Annotated in this window: 16 protein-coding genes; 9 read left to right on the plus strand and 7 right to left on the minus strand. The window is 43.4% G+C overall.

Translation table 11 applies throughout. From position 1 onward, the window contains the following. Window positions 1-65 precede the first annotated feature (65 nt). Together GTW09_RS07520 and GTW09_RS07525 are read left to right on the plus strand one after the other, a co-directional pair. Complete coding sequence (locus GTW09_RS07520; protein ID WP_163111310.1) at window positions 66-446, plus strand: hypothetical protein; 381 nt, start codon at window positions 66-68, stop codon at window positions 444-446. A 300-nt stretch (window positions 447-746) separates the two neighbouring features. Then, window positions 747-2,072: an ABC1 kinase family protein gene (locus tag GTW09_RS07525; RefSeq protein WP_163111312.1), complete on the plus strand. Its 1,326-nt coding sequence runs from the start codon at window positions 747-749 to the stop codon at window positions 2,070-2,072. Between the two features lie 63 nt (window positions 2,073-2,135). Here GTW09_RS07525 and GTW09_RS07530 read toward each other — a convergent pair whose 3' ends face one another. Both GTW09_RS07530 and GTW09_RS07535 read right to left on the minus strand, forming a co-directional pair. Beyond that, window positions 2,136-2,444 carry a DUF6482 family protein gene (locus tag GTW09_RS07530; RefSeq protein ID WP_100973107.1) on the minus strand — a complete coding sequence of 103 codons (309 nt, stop codon included), beginning with the start codon at window positions 2,442-2,444 and terminating at the stop codon, window positions 2,136-2,138. A 181-nt stretch (window positions 2,445-2,625) separates the two neighbouring features. Beyond that, window positions 2,626-3,870 (minus strand): sterol desaturase family protein, encoded by a 1,245-nt coding sequence (locus tag GTW09_RS07535; RefSeq protein ID WP_163111314.1) that lies wholly within the window; start codon window positions 3,868-3,870, stop codon window positions 2,626-2,628. A 270-nt stretch (window positions 3,871-4,140) separates the two neighbouring features. On the opposite strand from GTW09_RS07535, the gene GTW09_RS07540 reads away from it, so the two are divergent. The 5 genes from GTW09_RS07540 (at window position 4,141) to GTW09_RS07560 (ending at window position 8,319) form a co-directional block, all read left to right on the plus strand. Then, a complete protein-coding gene (locus GTW09_RS07540; RefSeq protein WP_163111316.1) occupies window positions 4,141-5,001 on the plus strand; it encodes a DUF3014 domain-containing protein in 861 nt (286 codons plus the stop codon). Beyond that, window positions 4,988-5,575, plus strand: a complete 588-nt coding sequence (locus GTW09_RS07545; protein ID WP_163111318.1) for a DUF1285 domain-containing protein — start codon at window positions 4,988-4,990, stop codon at window positions 5,573-5,575. Before GTW09_RS07540 ends, GTW09_RS07545 begins: the two co-directional genes overlap by 14 nt. 237 nt (window positions 5,576-5,812) lie before the next feature. Beyond that, a complete protein-coding gene (locus tag GTW09_RS07550; RefSeq protein ID WP_163111320.1) occupies window positions 5,813-7,105 on the plus strand; it encodes a metal-dependent hydrolase family protein in 1,293 nt (430 codons plus the stop codon). Between the two features lie 14 nt (window positions 7,106-7,119). Continuing rightward, the gene (locus GTW09_RS07555) at window positions 7,120-7,716 is read left to right on the plus strand and encodes a YqaA family protein (RefSeq protein WP_163111322.1); all 597 of its coding nucleotides are present in this window, start codon (window positions 7,120-7,122) and stop codon (window positions 7,714-7,716) included. A gap of 141 nt (window positions 7,717-7,857) precedes the next feature. Continuing rightward, entirely contained in the window at window positions 7,858-8,319 is a 462-nt protein-coding gene (locus GTW09_RS07560; protein ID WP_163111325.1) for a hypothetical protein, read from the plus strand. Between the two features lie 38 nt (window positions 8,320-8,357). Here GTW09_RS07560 and tusA read toward each other — a convergent pair whose 3' ends face one another. The 3 genes from tusA to rph are packed head-to-tail and all read right to left on the minus strand — an operon-like array spanning window position 8,358 to window position 9,972. Continuing rightward, entirely contained in the window at window positions 8,358-8,618 is a 261-nt protein-coding gene (gene tusA / locus GTW09_RS07565; RefSeq protein WP_071981036.1) for a sulfurtransferase TusA, read from the minus strand. Next, window positions 8,608-9,249 (minus strand): orotate phosphoribosyltransferase, encoded by a 642-nt coding sequence (gene pyrE, locus GTW09_RS07570; protein ID WP_071981037.1) that lies wholly within the window; start codon window positions 9,247-9,249, stop codon window positions 8,608-8,610. The genes tusA and pyrE overlap by 11 nt, the downstream gene beginning before the upstream one ends. 9 nt (window positions 9,250-9,258) lie before the next feature. Next, window positions 9,259-9,972: a ribonuclease PH gene (gene rph / locus GTW09_RS07575; RefSeq protein WP_071981038.1), complete on the minus strand. Its 714-nt coding sequence runs from the start codon at window positions 9,970-9,972 to the stop codon at window positions 9,259-9,261. A 281-nt stretch (window positions 9,973-10,253) separates the two neighbouring features. On the opposite strand from rph, the gene GTW09_RS07580 reads away from it, so the two are divergent. Beyond that, window positions 10,254-11,117 (plus strand): YicC/YloC family endoribonuclease, encoded by an 864-nt coding sequence (locus tag GTW09_RS07580; protein WP_100973111.1) that lies wholly within the window; start codon window positions 10,254-10,256, stop codon window positions 11,115-11,117. Between the two features lie 145 nt (window positions 11,118-11,262). Next, a complete protein-coding gene (locus tag GTW09_RS07585) occupies window positions 11,263-12,243 on the plus strand; it encodes a LacI family DNA-binding transcriptional regulator (RefSeq protein WP_163111327.1) in 981 nt (326 codons plus the stop codon). Window positions 12,244-12,287: 44 nt separating this feature from the next. Here the strand turns inward: GTW09_RS07585 and GTW09_RS07590 are convergent, their stop codons facing one another. Then, complete coding sequence (locus GTW09_RS07590; protein WP_338024931.1) at window positions 12,288-13,421, minus strand: acetyltransferase domain-containing protein; 1,134 nt, start codon at window positions 13,419-13,421, stop codon at window positions 12,288-12,290. Window position 13,422: 1 nt separating this feature from the next. Next, window positions 13,423-15,570, minus strand: a complete 2,148-nt coding sequence (locus GTW09_RS07595; protein WP_338024932.1) for a TonB-dependent siderophore receptor — start codon at window positions 15,568-15,570, stop codon at window positions 13,423-13,425. Between the last annotated feature and the right edge of the window lie 113 nt (window positions 15,571-15,683).

Raw genomic sequence — 15,683 nt, forward strand, 5'->3', positions numbered from 1 at the left:
TCCAATTAACAATATATTAACGTATTGGAGTATTCACGGGTTAGATATTCATTATAGGTATCATTATGAGTCATAGTGCTTCTAGTGCACTTTCGCACAACGCTCGAAAAGACAGAAAGAAAAAGGCAACTAACAACAGTGATAGTGTAGACACTAGCGCAATTGTTGAACCAGCTGATGCCAACAAAAGCAATAACGCTTTTGCTGACAAGAAAAATATCATGTGGGTATTGCTCAGTGGGGCAATGGCTGTCACTTTTATTGTTATGCTGTTTTTGCCCAATACTGGTATGGGCGATGGCATGATGGCGACGTATTCTTCAATGCTTTGGTGTGGCTTTTTTGGCGCTGCTCTTTGGCGTTACTACAGCGCCAATGGCTGGACGGGCTTTGCCATTGGCAGCGTCGTTGGATTTATTTTGCAAGTGATATCCCAAATAATCTAAGGCGTGCCCTAATTATTGACAACAAGCGATTACGCTTATTTGTAATCGCTTCCCACCTCTTCCACGTAACTATTCATATTGTTATCTAAACCAAGCGCGAAAATACTTTTCGGTGCTATTTAAGTGTCTTTCGCTACTAAATTAACAAAATTAATAATCAGCGCGTTGCGCACCAAGTTCTGCTTACACGGTGGTGTACTTTAAGCGCATAAGGCTTAAGCGTATAAAAACAAAGCGTACAAAAATTACGCACATCACTATTTAGCACGGCAAGCTTAACCCCATAAAAAGAGAGCTTACATGTCCAACGATACCCCTTCACGAAAGTCAAAAGCGATCCCCACTTCTCGGTTTTCTAGAGTAAGTAGGCTAGGTGCTCTGGCCGGTAAAATTGCAGGCAATGTCGTGACACAAGGAGCCGGGCAGCTTTTAAGGGGTGAAAAACCCGCCTTATCGTCATTGCTGCTTACCCCAAAAAACATGACTAACGTTGCGAATCAACTGGCCAGTATGCGCGGTGCAGCCATGAAGCTAGGTCAGCTTATATCCATGGACGCCGGCGACTTCTTACCTCCTGAACTAGCCACGATAATGTCGCGATTGAGGGAAGACGCCGACCCGATGCCAAAATCGCAGTTAATCGACACATTAAACCAAGCTTGGGGCGAGAATTGGCAAGATGATCTGTTGTACTTTTCCTTTGCTCCTGTGGCAGCAGCGTCTATTGGTCAGGTGCACAAAGCTATTACTATGGAAGGAAAAATGCTTGCTATTAAAGTGCAGTACCCCGGGGTTAGAAAGAGCATTGATAGCGACGTAGACAATGTTGCCACACTTATAAATTTAACCGGGCTCATTCCAAAATCACTGAATATTAAGCCACTGCTTAATGAAGCTAAAACCCAACTGCACCAGGAAGCGGATTACAACAGAGAAGCAACCATGCTTACCCGCTATGGTAGTCATTTAGCGGATATGGAGCGCTTTTTAATTCCATCTACTTACCAGCCTCTTACCAGTGAAACCGTTCTTGCTATGGACTTTATTGAAGCCTCGAACTTAGACGCTTTACTCGATGAGCCCCAAAATGTACGTAACGCTGTTATGAGTGACTTAATGTCACTTTTTTTCAACGAAGTGTTTAACTTTAAGTTATTACAAAGCGATCCAAACCTTGCCAATTATAAATTTAATGTAGAGACCAAGCAGATAGTATTGCTTGATTTTGGTGCCACCAGAGACATTCCTGACGACATTTCTTTGGGATATAAAGAGCTTCTCAATAGCGCCGCTTTGCAAGACACGCAACGTATGAAAGCAGCAGCGTTAGATATTGGCTTAATTGACAGCACTCACGAGGCAGCACAGGTCGATGCAGTCATAGGTATTGGTATGGAAGCCTGTGAATCGCTGATACATGACGAACCTTACGACTTCGGTACAAGTACCTTGGTACAGCGCCTTCACGATAAGGGCATGACACTCACTGCCGAGCACGACTTTTGGCACACGCCACCGGCTGACGCACTGTTTATCCATCGAAAGCTTGGTGGTTTATTTCTTCTCGCAAGACGCTTGGGCGCCCAAGTAAACATGAGAGAACTGGCTGCGCCTTGGCTAGAATAACGCAGCCTTTCCTTTATTTTTGCTTTTTGATCTAGATTATCAATCTAGATGATGGGGAAGCGCTTAGTAGGGTAAATCCATACTAAAAGGCAGTGCCATCTGCTCAGCGCTTTTTGGTGGGTTACCTATCATTTCATCGTAAGGCGTATCGTGCTTCATCACAGATTTAGCAACACTACAGTGTGCAAAAGCCTCACGAATATGGCCTGTACTAAAGAATCGCATGGGCTTACCTTTTTTGTCGTAAACCATGCCACTTCTGTCCTTCACAGTTAGATACACTAAATATACGTTCATCTCGTAAGACTGAACTTCTAAGTAGTCTATTACTGTTGGCGTATCTTCTAACTCACTAAATAGAAACTTATGCATGCTACCCTCTAAAAACAAGCCATTGGTATCGGAGTGCTCTATTCTCACTTATGTGCATATCTGATTGCCGAGCCCAAACAAAAGAGGACTCTGCAAAGTAAGCCTTCGCTGTAACTATATGCGGAATAGGTTAACGCTTTTGCGCAAAACGACCTTATTACGTAATGGCGAGTTCTCAGGTTCAATCTGCCGTTTCAGCAGACAAGGTGACATCGTCAAGTGGACGTCGATAATTGCTGTGGCGCACAGCGTAAAGCAGGGCAATTAAGCTAACAACACACGATAAAGCAAACCACAACGCTGCTATGCCAACCCCTGCGGCAATCCACAGTAAAGGAAGCATTAGCAGCCGAGGCCCCTCAATAGCTAACGCTAACGTTGACTGAGACAGTATAAAACCGTTTTGAATACTCATAATCACAACCGTTGTCACAATAGTGACTTGTTGAATACCCGAGAGAGCGCTTAAATTCAAAAGAAAATACAGCGAAATGACAAGCATAATGACATGTTGCAGTAAGCTGTAGCGCATAACCGATTTATGAATATGTGGGTGGTACTTTTTAAATTGTTGCAAGGGCAATTTTTCCTTTGGAAACCGCTTTGAAACATCTGCTGGTCGCCATCCAGTACGACCAAACCAGACGCGAAATTTGTCACTCCATCGACGAGTGTAATAACTGTCTTTGGCTAGCTGACTATAGACTTGCAAATTAGCCATTATCGGATTGAAACTGTTGAGTGCTCCGCGGATACCAAAAACAACTGGTTCCTCTTTTAATTCAGGTATGTAAGTACCGAACAATCGGTCCCACAGAATGAACACACCGCCATAGTTTTTATCAATATAGACAGGGTTCTGTGCATGATGCACCCTGTGATTAGACGGGGTAACGAAAATGCGCTCCATCCACCCTAGAGTATTAATATGCTGAGTATGCACCCAAAATTGATAGACCAGATTAAGTGCCCCTACGGTGATGATCATTTCAGGGGTAAACCCAACAAATGCTAACGGTAAATAAAACACCCAACTAAAAATTGCACCGCTCGTTTGCCGCAACGCAGTGGTAAGATTGTAATCTTCACTAGAGTGATGCACGACATGGGCGGCCCACAAAATACTTATTTCGTGTCCCATTCGGTGATTCCAGTAATAAAAGAAATCATAGGCAACAAAGGCAACTAACCACACCCACCACGCTTGCGGAAGTTCAAACATCGCAACGGCGTCGAACACAAGCACATAAATGGTGAACGGAATAAGTTGATGGCCTATTGCCATCATGCGAGAAAGTACACCAGCACTTAAGCTGGTAATGGCATCATTGGTACGGTAGTGCCCTGTTTTACGCTTGCTATCAACGTAAAGCTCTAAGCCAATAAGCAGAAAAAATAGCGGAATCGCAAATAAAATAACGGTCATAAACTGCAACCTAATAAACACAGCCCTTATGTTAAACAAATGTTTAAAAAAACCCAAGCTATTTACATTTGCCGCATGGCTCGTTTTTGAGCTTTGGCAAGAAAACGGTTCATTTTTGATATAAGCAATCGAAAACCCGGTTTGAAACGTTAAAGAGTAGTACAGTTAATATATTAAGCTGAAAGGAACAATTCTCTTGTTTGATTTTCTAACATTGAGTGTTATGTCTGGTAGTATTACCAAAAAGGAAATCTCAGCAGCGGAGTCATTATGAGCGAAACAACAGAGAAAAAGTCGTTAGGCCCACACTTTCTGATAGCGGGAATTATCCTTGTCGTTATTCTGGCCATTGTTTTTTGGCCCAGTGATGAAAAGCCTGATCCGGTAGAAACACCAAAGCCACAAATAGATGAGCCTGTTATTACAGAATCTGACGAGCCAGAGGTTTTTGAAACCAAGCCTGCGCCACCTACTGTTGAACTTGAAGAAAAAGATGAAGTAGAACCACTACCAGAGCTTGAAGAACCCGAGCCTGAACCTCTCGATGTGAGCGACCCTGCAATTAAAGAGTCGTTGATTAATAGTGCTTCTGCCGATGAAAGCACCGTGAATAGGCTGCTCGTCAATGAGGGGTTACTACAACGCTTTGTCGTGTCGGTAACAAACTTAGCCAATAATAAAATGGCGCCTAACCATCAGCTTTTAACGCCACCTGAGCAGAATTTTAGAGTTTACTCACAGGCCGGAAAACAGTGGATAGATGCCGCAAGCTATAAGCGCTATACACCATACGTCAACGTGCTGGAATCATTTGATAACGAGGCACTGGTCAATGTTTTTCAGACTTACAAAGACGACATTCAGGCTAAGTACGCAGAGATTGGCGATCCAGACAAAGACTTTAACGTCGTTTTGTTAAACGCCATCGATGAACTGCTAGATACACCTGAAGTGCCTGTACCGGTAGAAGTTTACTCAGACTCTGTTATGTACAAGTACAAAGATGAACGGCTTGAAAACCTTGACGGGCCTCAAAAGCAGCTTTTAAGAACAGGGCCTGACAATATGCGTCGTATAAAAGCGAAGCTACGTGAAATTAAAGCCTTGATTGAGCAAAATGGACTTAACTAAATTTCAAAAACAGATAGAGGGTTCGTCTGACAAGGCGCGCCCTCTGCCTCCGGTAGAAAATTGGAACCCAGACTTCTGTGGCGACATTAATATGGTCATAGCGATGGACGGCCGCTGGTTCTATGAGGGAACGCCGGTAGGCCGTGCTAGCCTAGTGAAATTGTTTTCATCGGTGCTTAAAAAAGAAGAGGACAATTACTTTCTTGTTACTCCAGTGGAAAAAGTGGGTATCACTGTTGAGGACACCCCGTTTCTAATCACTCAATGGAAAGTACTAGAAGAAAAAGACAACAGTAAGACACTGGTACTTGTTACTCAAACTGGCGACGAAGTCCGTTTGAATAATGAGGAGCAAATTGAATTACGCGTTCCTCCCGAAGAGATTAGAGATAAAGACGCCACTGCAATTCCCTACGTGTGTGTACGCCGAAATCTATGGGCCCGCCTCCATCAAAATGTGTATTATCAGTTACTTGAAAAGGCCGAAGAAAAAAGCAACGGTGATACAACACGCTTTTTAATACACTCTGCAAACCGCAACTTTGTGATTGGTGAAGTTAATCAATCAAAATAGGCTTGACCAGTTCTATCAGTAGTGTCAGCCCTATCGCTAAAGCCAGCTTTATCAACAAGTTTAGTGTTTTCAACAAAAGCGGTAGTGCATTTGAATATATCTTCCGAATATCGTTACATCTTTCTTTTGATTTAAACTTATAAAACAACCCACTAATGGCGTAATACTTTGCGTTAGTTAGGTGAGTGCTTTACATTTAATTACTGTGTAATTATCCATCAAAAGAAGAACTATATTATGAAAAAGACACTCACCGCTTTAGCTGTATCTTGCACTCTCTTGCCTTTAACTATCGCTGCTCAAGCAGCTACCCTCATCCACGCAGGAAAAGCCTTTACTGGTACTTCTGACGAGTTAAAAAACAAAGTCACTATTGTTATTGAAGGCAATAAAATTGAGAGCGTTAAAAATGGTTTTGTAGAAGGTGGCAAGGGCGATAGCGTTATTGACTTAAAAGACAGCACTGTTATGCCAGGTCTAATGGACATGCACGTTCACCTATCTTCACAACAAGGTGGACCTAAGAGCTACTTAGAGCGATTTACTCTTAACGAGGCAGACTATGCACTGCGCGCAGCCAGCTATGCAAAAACAACGTTAGACGCTGGGTTCACAACAGTAAGAAACTTAGGTGACTCACATAATGAAACGATAGCCTTAAGAACTGCAATAGATAAAGGCTATGCCGTTGGTCCTCGCATTTATACTGTGGGCAAATCTATTGCCACCACAGGCGGACATGCAGACCCATCTAACGGCATGTCGCATTTGCTTCGTCCCGATGTAGGTCCAGAACAAGGTGTAGTTAATGGCGAAGCTGAAGCTAGGGAAGCCGTAAGAACACGTTACCAAGACGGCGCAAACTTAATTAAAATAACGGCAACGGGCGGTGTATTGAGCGTGGCAAAGAACGGTCAAAACCCTCAATTTATGACGGACGAACTAGAAGCCATTGTCGATACTGCAAAAGACTACGAAATGACAGTAGCCGTTCACGCACATGGTAAAGAGGGTATGAAGCGCGCCATCAAAGCGGGGGTCGATTCGATTGAACACGGCACTTACATGGATGAAGAGATCCATAGTCTTATGAAGGAAAATGGAACTTACTATGTGCCCACCATCCTTGCTGGTAAATTTGTTGCTGAAAAAGCCAAAATCGACGGTTTCTTTCCTGAGCTTGTACGCCCTAAAGCTGCAGCCATTGGGCCGTTAATTCAACAGACCTTTGCTACAGCACACAAAGCAGGTGTAAAAATTGCATTTGGAACAGACAGTGGCGTATCGGCTCATGGTGATAACGCTCAAGAGTTTGCTCTTATGGTTGAAGCGGGAATGACGCCTGCAGATGCATTGACCAGCGCAACAGTAAATGGCGCGGATTTACTTGGTGTCAGCGATATTTTGGGTACCTTGGAAGCGGGTAAACTCGCAGATATCGTGGCTGTAAAAGGTAATCCTCTCGAAGATATTACCCTTATGGAACGCGTTTCATTTGTTATGAAGGACGGCGTGGTATACAAAAACTAATATGAAAGGATTACATGACCCCGGTTCAAAAGGTAAGTAAAAAGGTTACACGGAAAACCAAACAGCTGGTCGATTCTAAGCATATGCTGAAAGGGATTACTATTTCATCCTTTTTAGAGTCGACCATAGTGCCTATTCCTCTGGAAGCGGTAATGTTGCCCTTAATGCAGGCGCGGCGTGAGTCACTGTGGCAAATAGCGGCAATGGCAACGCTAGGTTGTGTTATTGGTGCCGTGTTTGGTTATGCCTTGGGGTACTATCTTTTCGATATAATTGGAGAGTGGGTGATTGAAACCTTTTTCAGTCAAGACCAATTCGACAACGTAAAAAATAAGATGGAACAACAAGGGTTTTGGTTTGTAATGACCTTAGGCATTGCCCCAATTCCCTTTCAAGTCGCCATGCTTGCTGCAGGAGCAACAAAATTCTCTCTTCCTCTGTTTTTACTTGCCACAGTAATTGCACGCTCTCTTCGTTATTTCGGTTTAGCCGCAGTGGTATATTATGCTGGCGACAAAGCAGAGCAGCTTATAAGGCGTTACAAGATGAAAGCCGTAATAGCGGCAACACTTGTTGTTCTTTTGCTTTGGTGGGCTACAAATGCACTGTAAACGCAAAAACTAGTAGGCTTTTTTTAATAGGCGTTTCCAACGTTCGATTTTAGTCTTTCATTTTAAGAGGAGTTAAAAATACCGGAGCATTGTTGATAATGATTCCTATTTGCATTATTGTGATTAGCAGGAGGTGCAAATATGAACTCACAACATCTATGTCCGGTTTACAGAAAATGGCTGCAGTTGAATCCAACAGATGCACGAAAACATCGCCTTATGCTGCAAGACAGGGTTCAACAGGCACACCTTTTAGGGCAGCACGAAAAGGCCTGTGTATTGGGATACCAAAGCTTAGAAACAGCGAAGGTTGTCATTACATCATTACAAAATGTCACATCTCATCGTGATAGCGCGGTGCAAGACGATATTATTGCTTATGCAACAATGGCTATGTACTTGTCCGCAATTTTGCATCATCAGCATCGCCAAAAGGATGCACAGCAAGTTCTGCAAGACTGTCAGCAGCAGTTACTCGCTATTTTACCGTTACATGCCACCAATACCCATATTCTAGGCGTGTTGAAAACCGTTCTTAGCACATTAGAGCAGGGGAGTGTTATATCGCCTCTCACTCGCGAAGTTTCTCGTTATATTCACTAGGGCTTAAGTAAAAGAGCAGGTCAGTGTTAGCAGAGGGCTTATTCGCCCCCTTTCCTAATTACAAACTGATACGGCATGGTTTCTGTTTGAGATGCCACCAGCGTGTGCCCCATAAATCGACAAAAACTGGGAATGTCTCTGGCCGTTGATGGGTCGTCTGCCGAAACAGACAATGTTTCGCCATCCGGCAGTTTTCGAATGTTCAAGCGCACCATCATTACGGGCTCTGGGCAACGAAGACCTAAAGCGTCTAAGTGCTGGCTGGCGCTATTAAACTCACTGTCAAAATCAGATGCCATAGTTTTCACGGTAGGTGTTAATTGCGTCTATTTCAGCGCTGTGACCACCTTTTTCCTGCAGGTATGCAACCACATCAGCAAGAGTGACAATAGAAATCACAGTAGTATTGAAGTCTCGCTCTACCTCTTGAATAGCGGATAGCTCACCTTTACCGCGCTCCTGCCTATCAAGGGCAATAAGCACACCAGACAAACTAGCCTGCTGTTGCTCAATCAGCGTCATAGATTCACGGATAGCGGTTCCCGCAGTGATCACATCATCAACCAGCATTACGCGACCTTGCAAGGGACTACCCACTAAATTGCCCCCTTCGCCGTGTGCTTTTGCTTCTTTGCGATTAAAGCAATAAGGCACATCACGTTGATGACTGTCTGCTAACGCTACCGCTGTAGTAGTGGCAATAGGGATCCCTTTATAGGCAGGCCCGAATAACACATCGAACTCTACACCTGCATCAACCAACGCATCGGCGTAAAAACGGCCTAGCTTGGCTAGGTCGCCACCGCGATTAAACAAGCCTGCATTAAAAAAGTAAGGACTTATGCGGCCTGACTTTAACGTAAATTCACCAAACTTTAGTACGCCACGGTTGATGGCGAACTCAATAAAATCACGTTGGAACCCTTTCATATAGACCTCTTACGCTAGTGCTGCTTTCTGAATATCAAACAATTCGCGAAGACCGTGCTTGGCTATCTTCAGCATTTCCTCTAACTCTTCAAACGAGAACGGTTCACCTTCTGCGGTACCCTGAACCTCAATTAGCTTGCCCGTTTCTGTCATAACAATGTTCATGTCAGTCTCGGCCTCAGAATCTTCTGTATATTCAAGGTCGGCAATAGGTGTACCTTCAAAGATACCTACCGATAGCGCTGCAATCATATGCTTAAGTGGATTAGCTTTTAAAATACCTTTTGCGCGCATATAAGTGAGTGCGTCTACTAATGCCACACATGCACCTGTGATTGATGCGGTACGAGTACCGCCATCTGCTTGAATTACATCGCAATCTAGCGTGATAGTATTTTCACCAAGTAGTTTTAAATCTACCGCAGCGCGCAATGAACGAGCTATAAGGCGCTGAATTTCTAACGTACGGCCACCTTGTTTACCACGAGCCGCTTCCCGGCCACTGCGTGTATGCGTTGCACGAGGTAACATACTGTATTCAGCGGTTATCCACCCTTTTCCTTGCCCCTTCATAAAGCGAGGCACGCCTTCTTCTACCGTCGCGTTACATAACACCTTAGTGTTTCCGAACTCTACCAATACAGAGCCCTCTGCATGGCAAGTGTATTGACGAGTAATTGTAACAGGGCGAATTTGACTGGCGGTTCTGCCGCTTGGACGCATAGGGTTCTCCACAACGTAAATGCTAAAAATAGAATCTTCGGTAGATAATAAAAAGTGATTACACCTAGAGTGCAAAAACTAAATTTACCGAAAATAAGAATAAGCATAAGTATAGCGCAATGAGCCTGTCTGATGAAAACGAACTTTGCTCGTATTCCTTACAGAAACAAGCAAATGTACGCTAATATAGTAAGAACAAGAAAGACTGCCTCCATATTCACAGATACAACACGGCGTTCGCGTTGTTTTTGCAGGCTTTCAGTTTAACTCGAAGGATAACTATGATTTATAGCATGACAGCATTCGCTCGCGTAGAGACAAAAAAGGAGTGGGGTTCTGCGGTATGGGAAATACGCTCGGTTAACCAGCGTTTTTTAGAGACCTATTTTCGCTTGCCTGAACAATTTCGTTCTCTGGAACCTATGCTACGAGAGCGCTTTCGCAAAAAGCTAGCCCGCGGCAAAGTAGAGTGCGCGTTGCGCTTTACGGCAAATGATGCAGCTATTACAACGCTTAGTTTAAATGAAGATTTAGCAAAGCAAGTTATGCAGGCTGCTGATTGGGTTCAATCTCATGGTCAGTCATCGGGCGTAAACCCATTAGACGTATTGCGCTGGCCTGGCGTAATAGCAGCAGAAGAGGCCGACATGGATACCATACATGCAGATGTTATGGCTGCATTCGACCAGGGTTTAAAAGATTTCATTGATGCTCGTGCTTCAGAAGGCGAGGCGCTAAAAGATATGATTACACAGCGTTTAGACGCTATTGAAACCGAAGTAGAAAAAGTTGCCTCTCGCATGCCAGAAATTATGGTTTGGCAAAGAGAGAAAGTGCAGGCGCGCTTTGAAGAAGCGAAAGTAGAACTAGACGCAGGACGCTTCGAACAAGAAATGATCATGCTTGCACAAAAGGTAGATGTTGCTGAAGAATTAGACCGCTTAAACACTCATGTTAACGAGACCCGCAATATTCTGAAAAAAGGTGGGGCAATTGGTCGCAGACTCGACTTTATGATGCAAGAGTTTAATCGTGAATCAAACACCTTAGGCTCTAAATCTATAAGCACCGACATTACGCAGTCGGCCGTAGAGCTTAAAGTGCTGATTGAGCAAATGCGCGAGCAGATCCAGAATATTGAGTGATTAATAATCTGAAATACCAATCAGCAATGGTAAGTTGTAAACAGCCTTACACTAAAAGTGAGGCTGATACTTATATATTCAACTTCATATACAATGATGCAGCAATCAGTAAAAGTAAGTACACACTCACAGTTAAGTGTTTTACATGACTACAATCTATGAAGTGGCCACCCGCGCCGGCGTATCGTTATCTACGGTATCTCGCGTTCTTAATGGCAATAAGTCTGTTAACCCTGCTTTGGCTGAAAAGGTTAAACAAGCCGCAAGCGAACTGCACTTCACACCAAGTCAGAAAGCGCGTTCTTTAGCATCTAAACACAGTCATGCTATTGGTATTGTGCTGCCTAACAAACACATGCTTTTTGCATCTCACTTACTGTTTTCTTTCGAGCACATTTTGCGGCAGCATAAGAAGCATTGTGTTATCGCTTTTTCCCACGACACAATTGAGTCTGAAGTGGAGGCCATCGAATTTTTATTGTCTCAAGGTTGTGACGGAGTATTTGTCACTACTATTTCTTCGACGACAAAACATTTGCATAGCTTGAAAGATAAGATTGTTACGTTGAGTACAGGAGAGGCAAAAGCTACTGTGACTGACTTGTCGGCATCTGTCGCTCACTGTGTTTCAAAAGCACATCACTTGCTAAGTGAACAAGGACACACAGACATAGCGTTAGTAAATGACCGCAAAACCGTGTCTCAAAACGAAACGTTTCTCTCTTTATTCAAGAAACAATTAATCGTAAATGTAGAAGTTGATGCTTTATCCGATCCATTTCTCGACCCGCTACTCGAACTAATGGCCAAGGGAGAAGTATTTTCAGCTATTATTTGCACCAACGACGTTTTGGTTGAGCGTGTAGTTAATAGCGCCAAAGAGCTAGGAATGGTGCTGCCCAGCGACTTATCTATTATATCGTCACGACCGCCCAATGCACACGCAGAAATAAGTAGTTCGCTGACTTATAATGTATCAAGCGTAGCCTACTCAACGCTTGATATGGCAAGAGCTGCGGCGAAGAAGTGCTTTGCTGCTTTCTATGACGATGGGTTAGATGAAGATAGTGCGAATCCGCTGTCTCCCATATTTCTTGACTATGGTAGCACAGCGCCTTTTTCTTAGCCGCTCTACTTAAAACGCAATAGTTATCTTCAAGTAAAACAAGGCTACATATACTTAAGCCACCAGTAGTTATGCTGCGCTTTGAAATGGCTAAACCATCGCACGGGATAATAGAGAGTGATGGCAAGCACACCTGTAATCAGCCAGATTTGCCACATCTCATTTACGCCAAAGTAGACACCTTTATTCGTTCCCCAAGTACTCACGGCTACTGTGTATAGCACGAGTAATATATAGAGGTGAAGGACGTAAAAAAACATAGGAACTGAGCCAAAAGTATCCAGGATGGTCATTCCTCTAGCATTTACTCTTTCAAAAACAAAAAGAAGCAGGAACATTCCTGACAGTGTAAAGAGCAAAAACGCGAGTGACGGAGGGTATTTAGTCATATTGAATAAAGACATTGCTGACAAAATAGCGGTGTCTTGCATCGACCAAGGCAGGGTCTCTCCGTAAATATTGAATCCTCTTAGAAAGACGAATAAAAATGCGGTGACACCGGCTAGACCGAGCAGCCAACTGCCCCGTAAAGCCTTATTTTTATTTACACCATATAATGGCCCGCATGCAAAGCCGCATAAAATCACACCAATCCAAGGCAGTACGGGGTAGCTCACTTTCACACTCAAAAGGTCACTCTGTACAATGTACCCCCTGTCATGAAGCATACTCCAAAGGGTATAACCTGTTTCATGTGAAACATAATTGATAGGCGTGAGCGCATTGTGCCCAAATACTATGATTAAACCAATAGCGAGAAGGGCATTACGCGGAAGGCCACTTAGCAACGCGAGAGCAAGCATACTCACGCCAATCGCCCACATAACTTGAAGGTAAATTACATCAAAGCTTCCCAACCAGCTGTAAGTAATAAAGGTGACTTCTAAAAATAGAATAAAAAGTCCCCGCTTAAAAAGAAATAACCTTACATCTCTTTTAGGTTTGTTTACCGGGTTGGCATAAAGCCATGCAGAAAGGCCGGTAAGAAACACAAATACAGGCGCGCAATAATGAGCTAGCAAACGGCTAAAAAATAGCGCCGGCGACGTAGTCTCAATGTCCATAGGATCGGACACCTGCATGTGTAAAAAGAATCGCTCCCGCACGTGGTCAATCAACATGATAATCATAACTAAACCGCGCATCATATCTATGCTGCGAATGCGTTCGCGTTTCACATTAGAATGCATAATCGACCCGCATATTTATTGTTCTAGGCGCGCCAGGGTAAGACCACAAACGGTGATAACTACTTTCGATATAAGTTTCATCAAACAAGTTGTCTACGTTAAGTTGTAAATTCAACGAGTCGGTGAAAGCTAAAGTCGCAAATAGCCCTGCAAGCTGATAAGAGGGAAGTTGAAAAGATAAATCTGCAGCATCTCCAAGCTGTTCATGTACATATTGATAAGAGCTTCCAATTTGCGAGTCCATGCCTGCTATTTTAGTAAAGTAGGTTAGCACAGTAGACAGTGTGTATTCGGGCACATTAACCAATGGGCTGCCCTGCGGTATTTCTACGCCCCAGTCAGCATTAACAACTGTGTTTTCGGTCTCAGCTTGCGTCTTCGCGGCGGAAACGAAGAGCGACATATTATCGCTGATTTGAGCATTGAATTCTATTTCAACGCCCTTGCTCACGGCTTCTCCTAAGGGAGCAGAAAACCCAACATTTACAGGGTCTGCAACCAATATATTAGACTTTCTTCCCCGAAAAGCGGCAACAGAACCCACGATATTATTAAACGAGAATTTTGAGCCTATTTCCACTGAACTGCTTTCTTCAAATCCAAACGGTTCACCGTTCGCATCTGTGCCACTAAGCGACAAAAAGCCTTCGGAATAACTGGTATATACATTTATATTGTCGCTAACCTTATAGATAAGTCCTAAGCGGGGGCTAAGGCGAGTTTCAGTATTACGATTAGTTGTTTGTTGATTTACCTCGAAAATATCCTGGTCTATATAATCTGCGCGGGCACCAAGTAAAATATCGATATTATTGGCAATTGCGATCGTATCTTGAACGTACAGTCCAACGCCTCGCTGCTCTTCAATATTTTGGTAAAGAAGTGCTACGTCAGGTTGTTGCTGCCCATATACAGGATTATTGATATTAAGCGTATAGGTGCCTTTTCCACCGCGGTAGCGGAATAACGCAGTACTTAGGTCATATTCATAGGCATCAATGCCAACAAGTAAGTTATGTGATAAACCAGCGAATTGGGTATCTCCACTCAACTCAACACGTAAAGCACTATCAGAAGAGTCATAATCTCGCTTTCTGCGCTGCCTTGTCAGCGTTTCACCATCGACGTAAACAGACTGTCTCGCCCCTGACAGTTCAGCGTCTGAGGAAAAGCCATCCATTCGCGTATCTCGATAGCTTAGCCCAGCAAGTAATGCCCATTGGCTGTTAAGTTGTTTGTCATAAGTGAGCTGGTGGCTGAGCGCATAAATTGTTGTTGGCCCATCGTTGAGTTCACCTAAGTAAAGACTGGTATCTATATCATCGAAATTATCGTTAAGTATCGCAATGCCACGATCAAATCGTTGAGCCTGTTTAAAAAACTGCATTTCGTAAAGCAGTGACTCTGCGTCACCTAAATCAATATTAAAGGAAGGGGATAACACCGTTTTTCGACGAGTAACCGTATCGCGATAGCTGTTGTTGTCTTCGAAAGCACCGTTTATTCGAACAGCCAGAATATCGTTTATACCCTGAGTATAGTCTGCCTCTATTCGCTGATTAGCATAGCTACCGTAAATCGCAGAAATGCTACCCGATTCATAATATTGAGGCTTTTTAGTAATTATATTTACGACACCACCTGGATCAGAGCGTCCGTAAAGCGCCGAACCTGGCCCCTTGATGACTTCTATGGACTCAACGTTAGACATATCAAAGGTCCCGCTGAAGCCTCTTCCTCCACTAAACCCATTCACCATGAAGCCAGCCGGCATATTTTCATTGCCTGCAAATCCGCGAATGGCAAAGCTATCCCAAAATCCACCGCTGTTGTTTTGCTTTGTAAGGCTTGCGTCTAGTGTCAGTGCATCCTGTAATCGCGTCATCCCTAGCTTTTTAGCGTCATCACCGGTAATTGTTGTTATGGCTTGCGGAAGCTCGAAAGGCTTTACATTGCCCCTAAAAAGCTGTCGATAGGTAATATCAATTTTTTCAACATTGTCGGAATCTTTCCCATTAGTATATGAAATATCATCGTCGTTTTTAGCGTCGGCTTGGGCATTTGAGCTTATAAGAGAGAGCGACAATACAGATACTAATATGAATAGCGACACGCGGAATGTAGATTGTTTTTTCACGGAAAAACCTTAAAGCACAATATTGAATCAAACCAAATTTACAAAATGTTATAACATAACAAAATAAAGATAAAGCAATATTGTTTGAATGGTTCAGGTTATGTGTTTATAGC

It is taken from the genome of Alteromonas hispanica (assembly GCF_010500915.1).
GTDB lineage: Bacteria > Pseudomonadota > Gammaproteobacteria > Enterobacterales > Alteromonadaceae > Alteromonas > Alteromonas hispanica.

Bases quoted from the DNA above. Each gene is read 5' to 3' on its own strand.
- rph (WP_071981038.1), bottom strand. From the start codon at position 9,972: ATGCGTCCAAGCGGCAGAACCGCCAGTCAAATTCGCCCTGTTACAATT.
- GTW09_RS07580 (WP_100973111.1), top strand. From the start codon at position 10,254: ATGATTTATAGCATGACAGCATTCGCTCGCGTAGAGACAAAAAAGGAG.
- pyrE (WP_071981037.1), bottom strand. From the start codon at position 9,249: ATGAAAGGGTTCCAACGTGATTTTATTGAGTTCGCCATCAACCGTGGC.
- GTW09_RS07520 (WP_163111310.1), top strand. From the start codon at position 66: ATGAGTCATAGTGCTTCTAGTGCACTTTCGCACAACGCTCGAAAAGAC.
- GTW09_RS07525 (WP_163111312.1), top strand. From the start codon at position 747: ATGTCCAACGATACCCCTTCACGAAAGTCAAAAGCGATCCCCACTTCT.
- GTW09_RS07540 (WP_163111316.1), top strand. From the start codon at position 4,141: ATGAGCGAAACAACAGAGAAAAAGTCGTTAGGCCCACACTTTCTGATA.
- GTW09_RS07560 (WP_163111325.1), top strand. From the start codon at position 7,858: ATGAACTCACAACATCTATGTCCGGTTTACAGAAAATGGCTGCAGTTG.
- GTW09_RS07545 (WP_163111318.1), top strand. From the start codon at position 4,988: ATGGACTTAACTAAATTTCAAAAACAGATAGAGGGTTCGTCTGACAAG.
- GTW09_RS07585 (WP_163111327.1), top strand. From the start codon at position 11,263: ATGACTACAATCTATGAAGTGGCCACCCGCGCCGGCGTATCGTTATCT.
- GTW09_RS07535 (WP_163111314.1), bottom strand. From the start codon at position 3,870: ATGACCGTTATTTTATTTGCGATTCCGCTATTTTTTCTGCTTATTGGC.
- tusA (WP_071981036.1), bottom strand. From the start codon at position 8,618: ATGGCATCTGATTTTGACAGTGAGTTTAATAGCGCCAGCCAGCACTTA.
- GTW09_RS07530 (WP_100973107.1), bottom strand. From the start codon at position 2,444: ATGCATAAGTTTCTATTTAGTGAGTTAGAAGATACGCCAACAGTAATA.
- GTW09_RS07555 (WP_163111322.1), top strand. From the start codon at position 7,120: ATGACCCCGGTTCAAAAGGTAAGTAAAAAGGTTACACGGAAAACCAAA.
- GTW09_RS07550 (WP_163111320.1), top strand. From the start codon at position 5,813: ATGAAAAAGACACTCACCGCTTTAGCTGTATCTTGCACTCTCTTGCCT.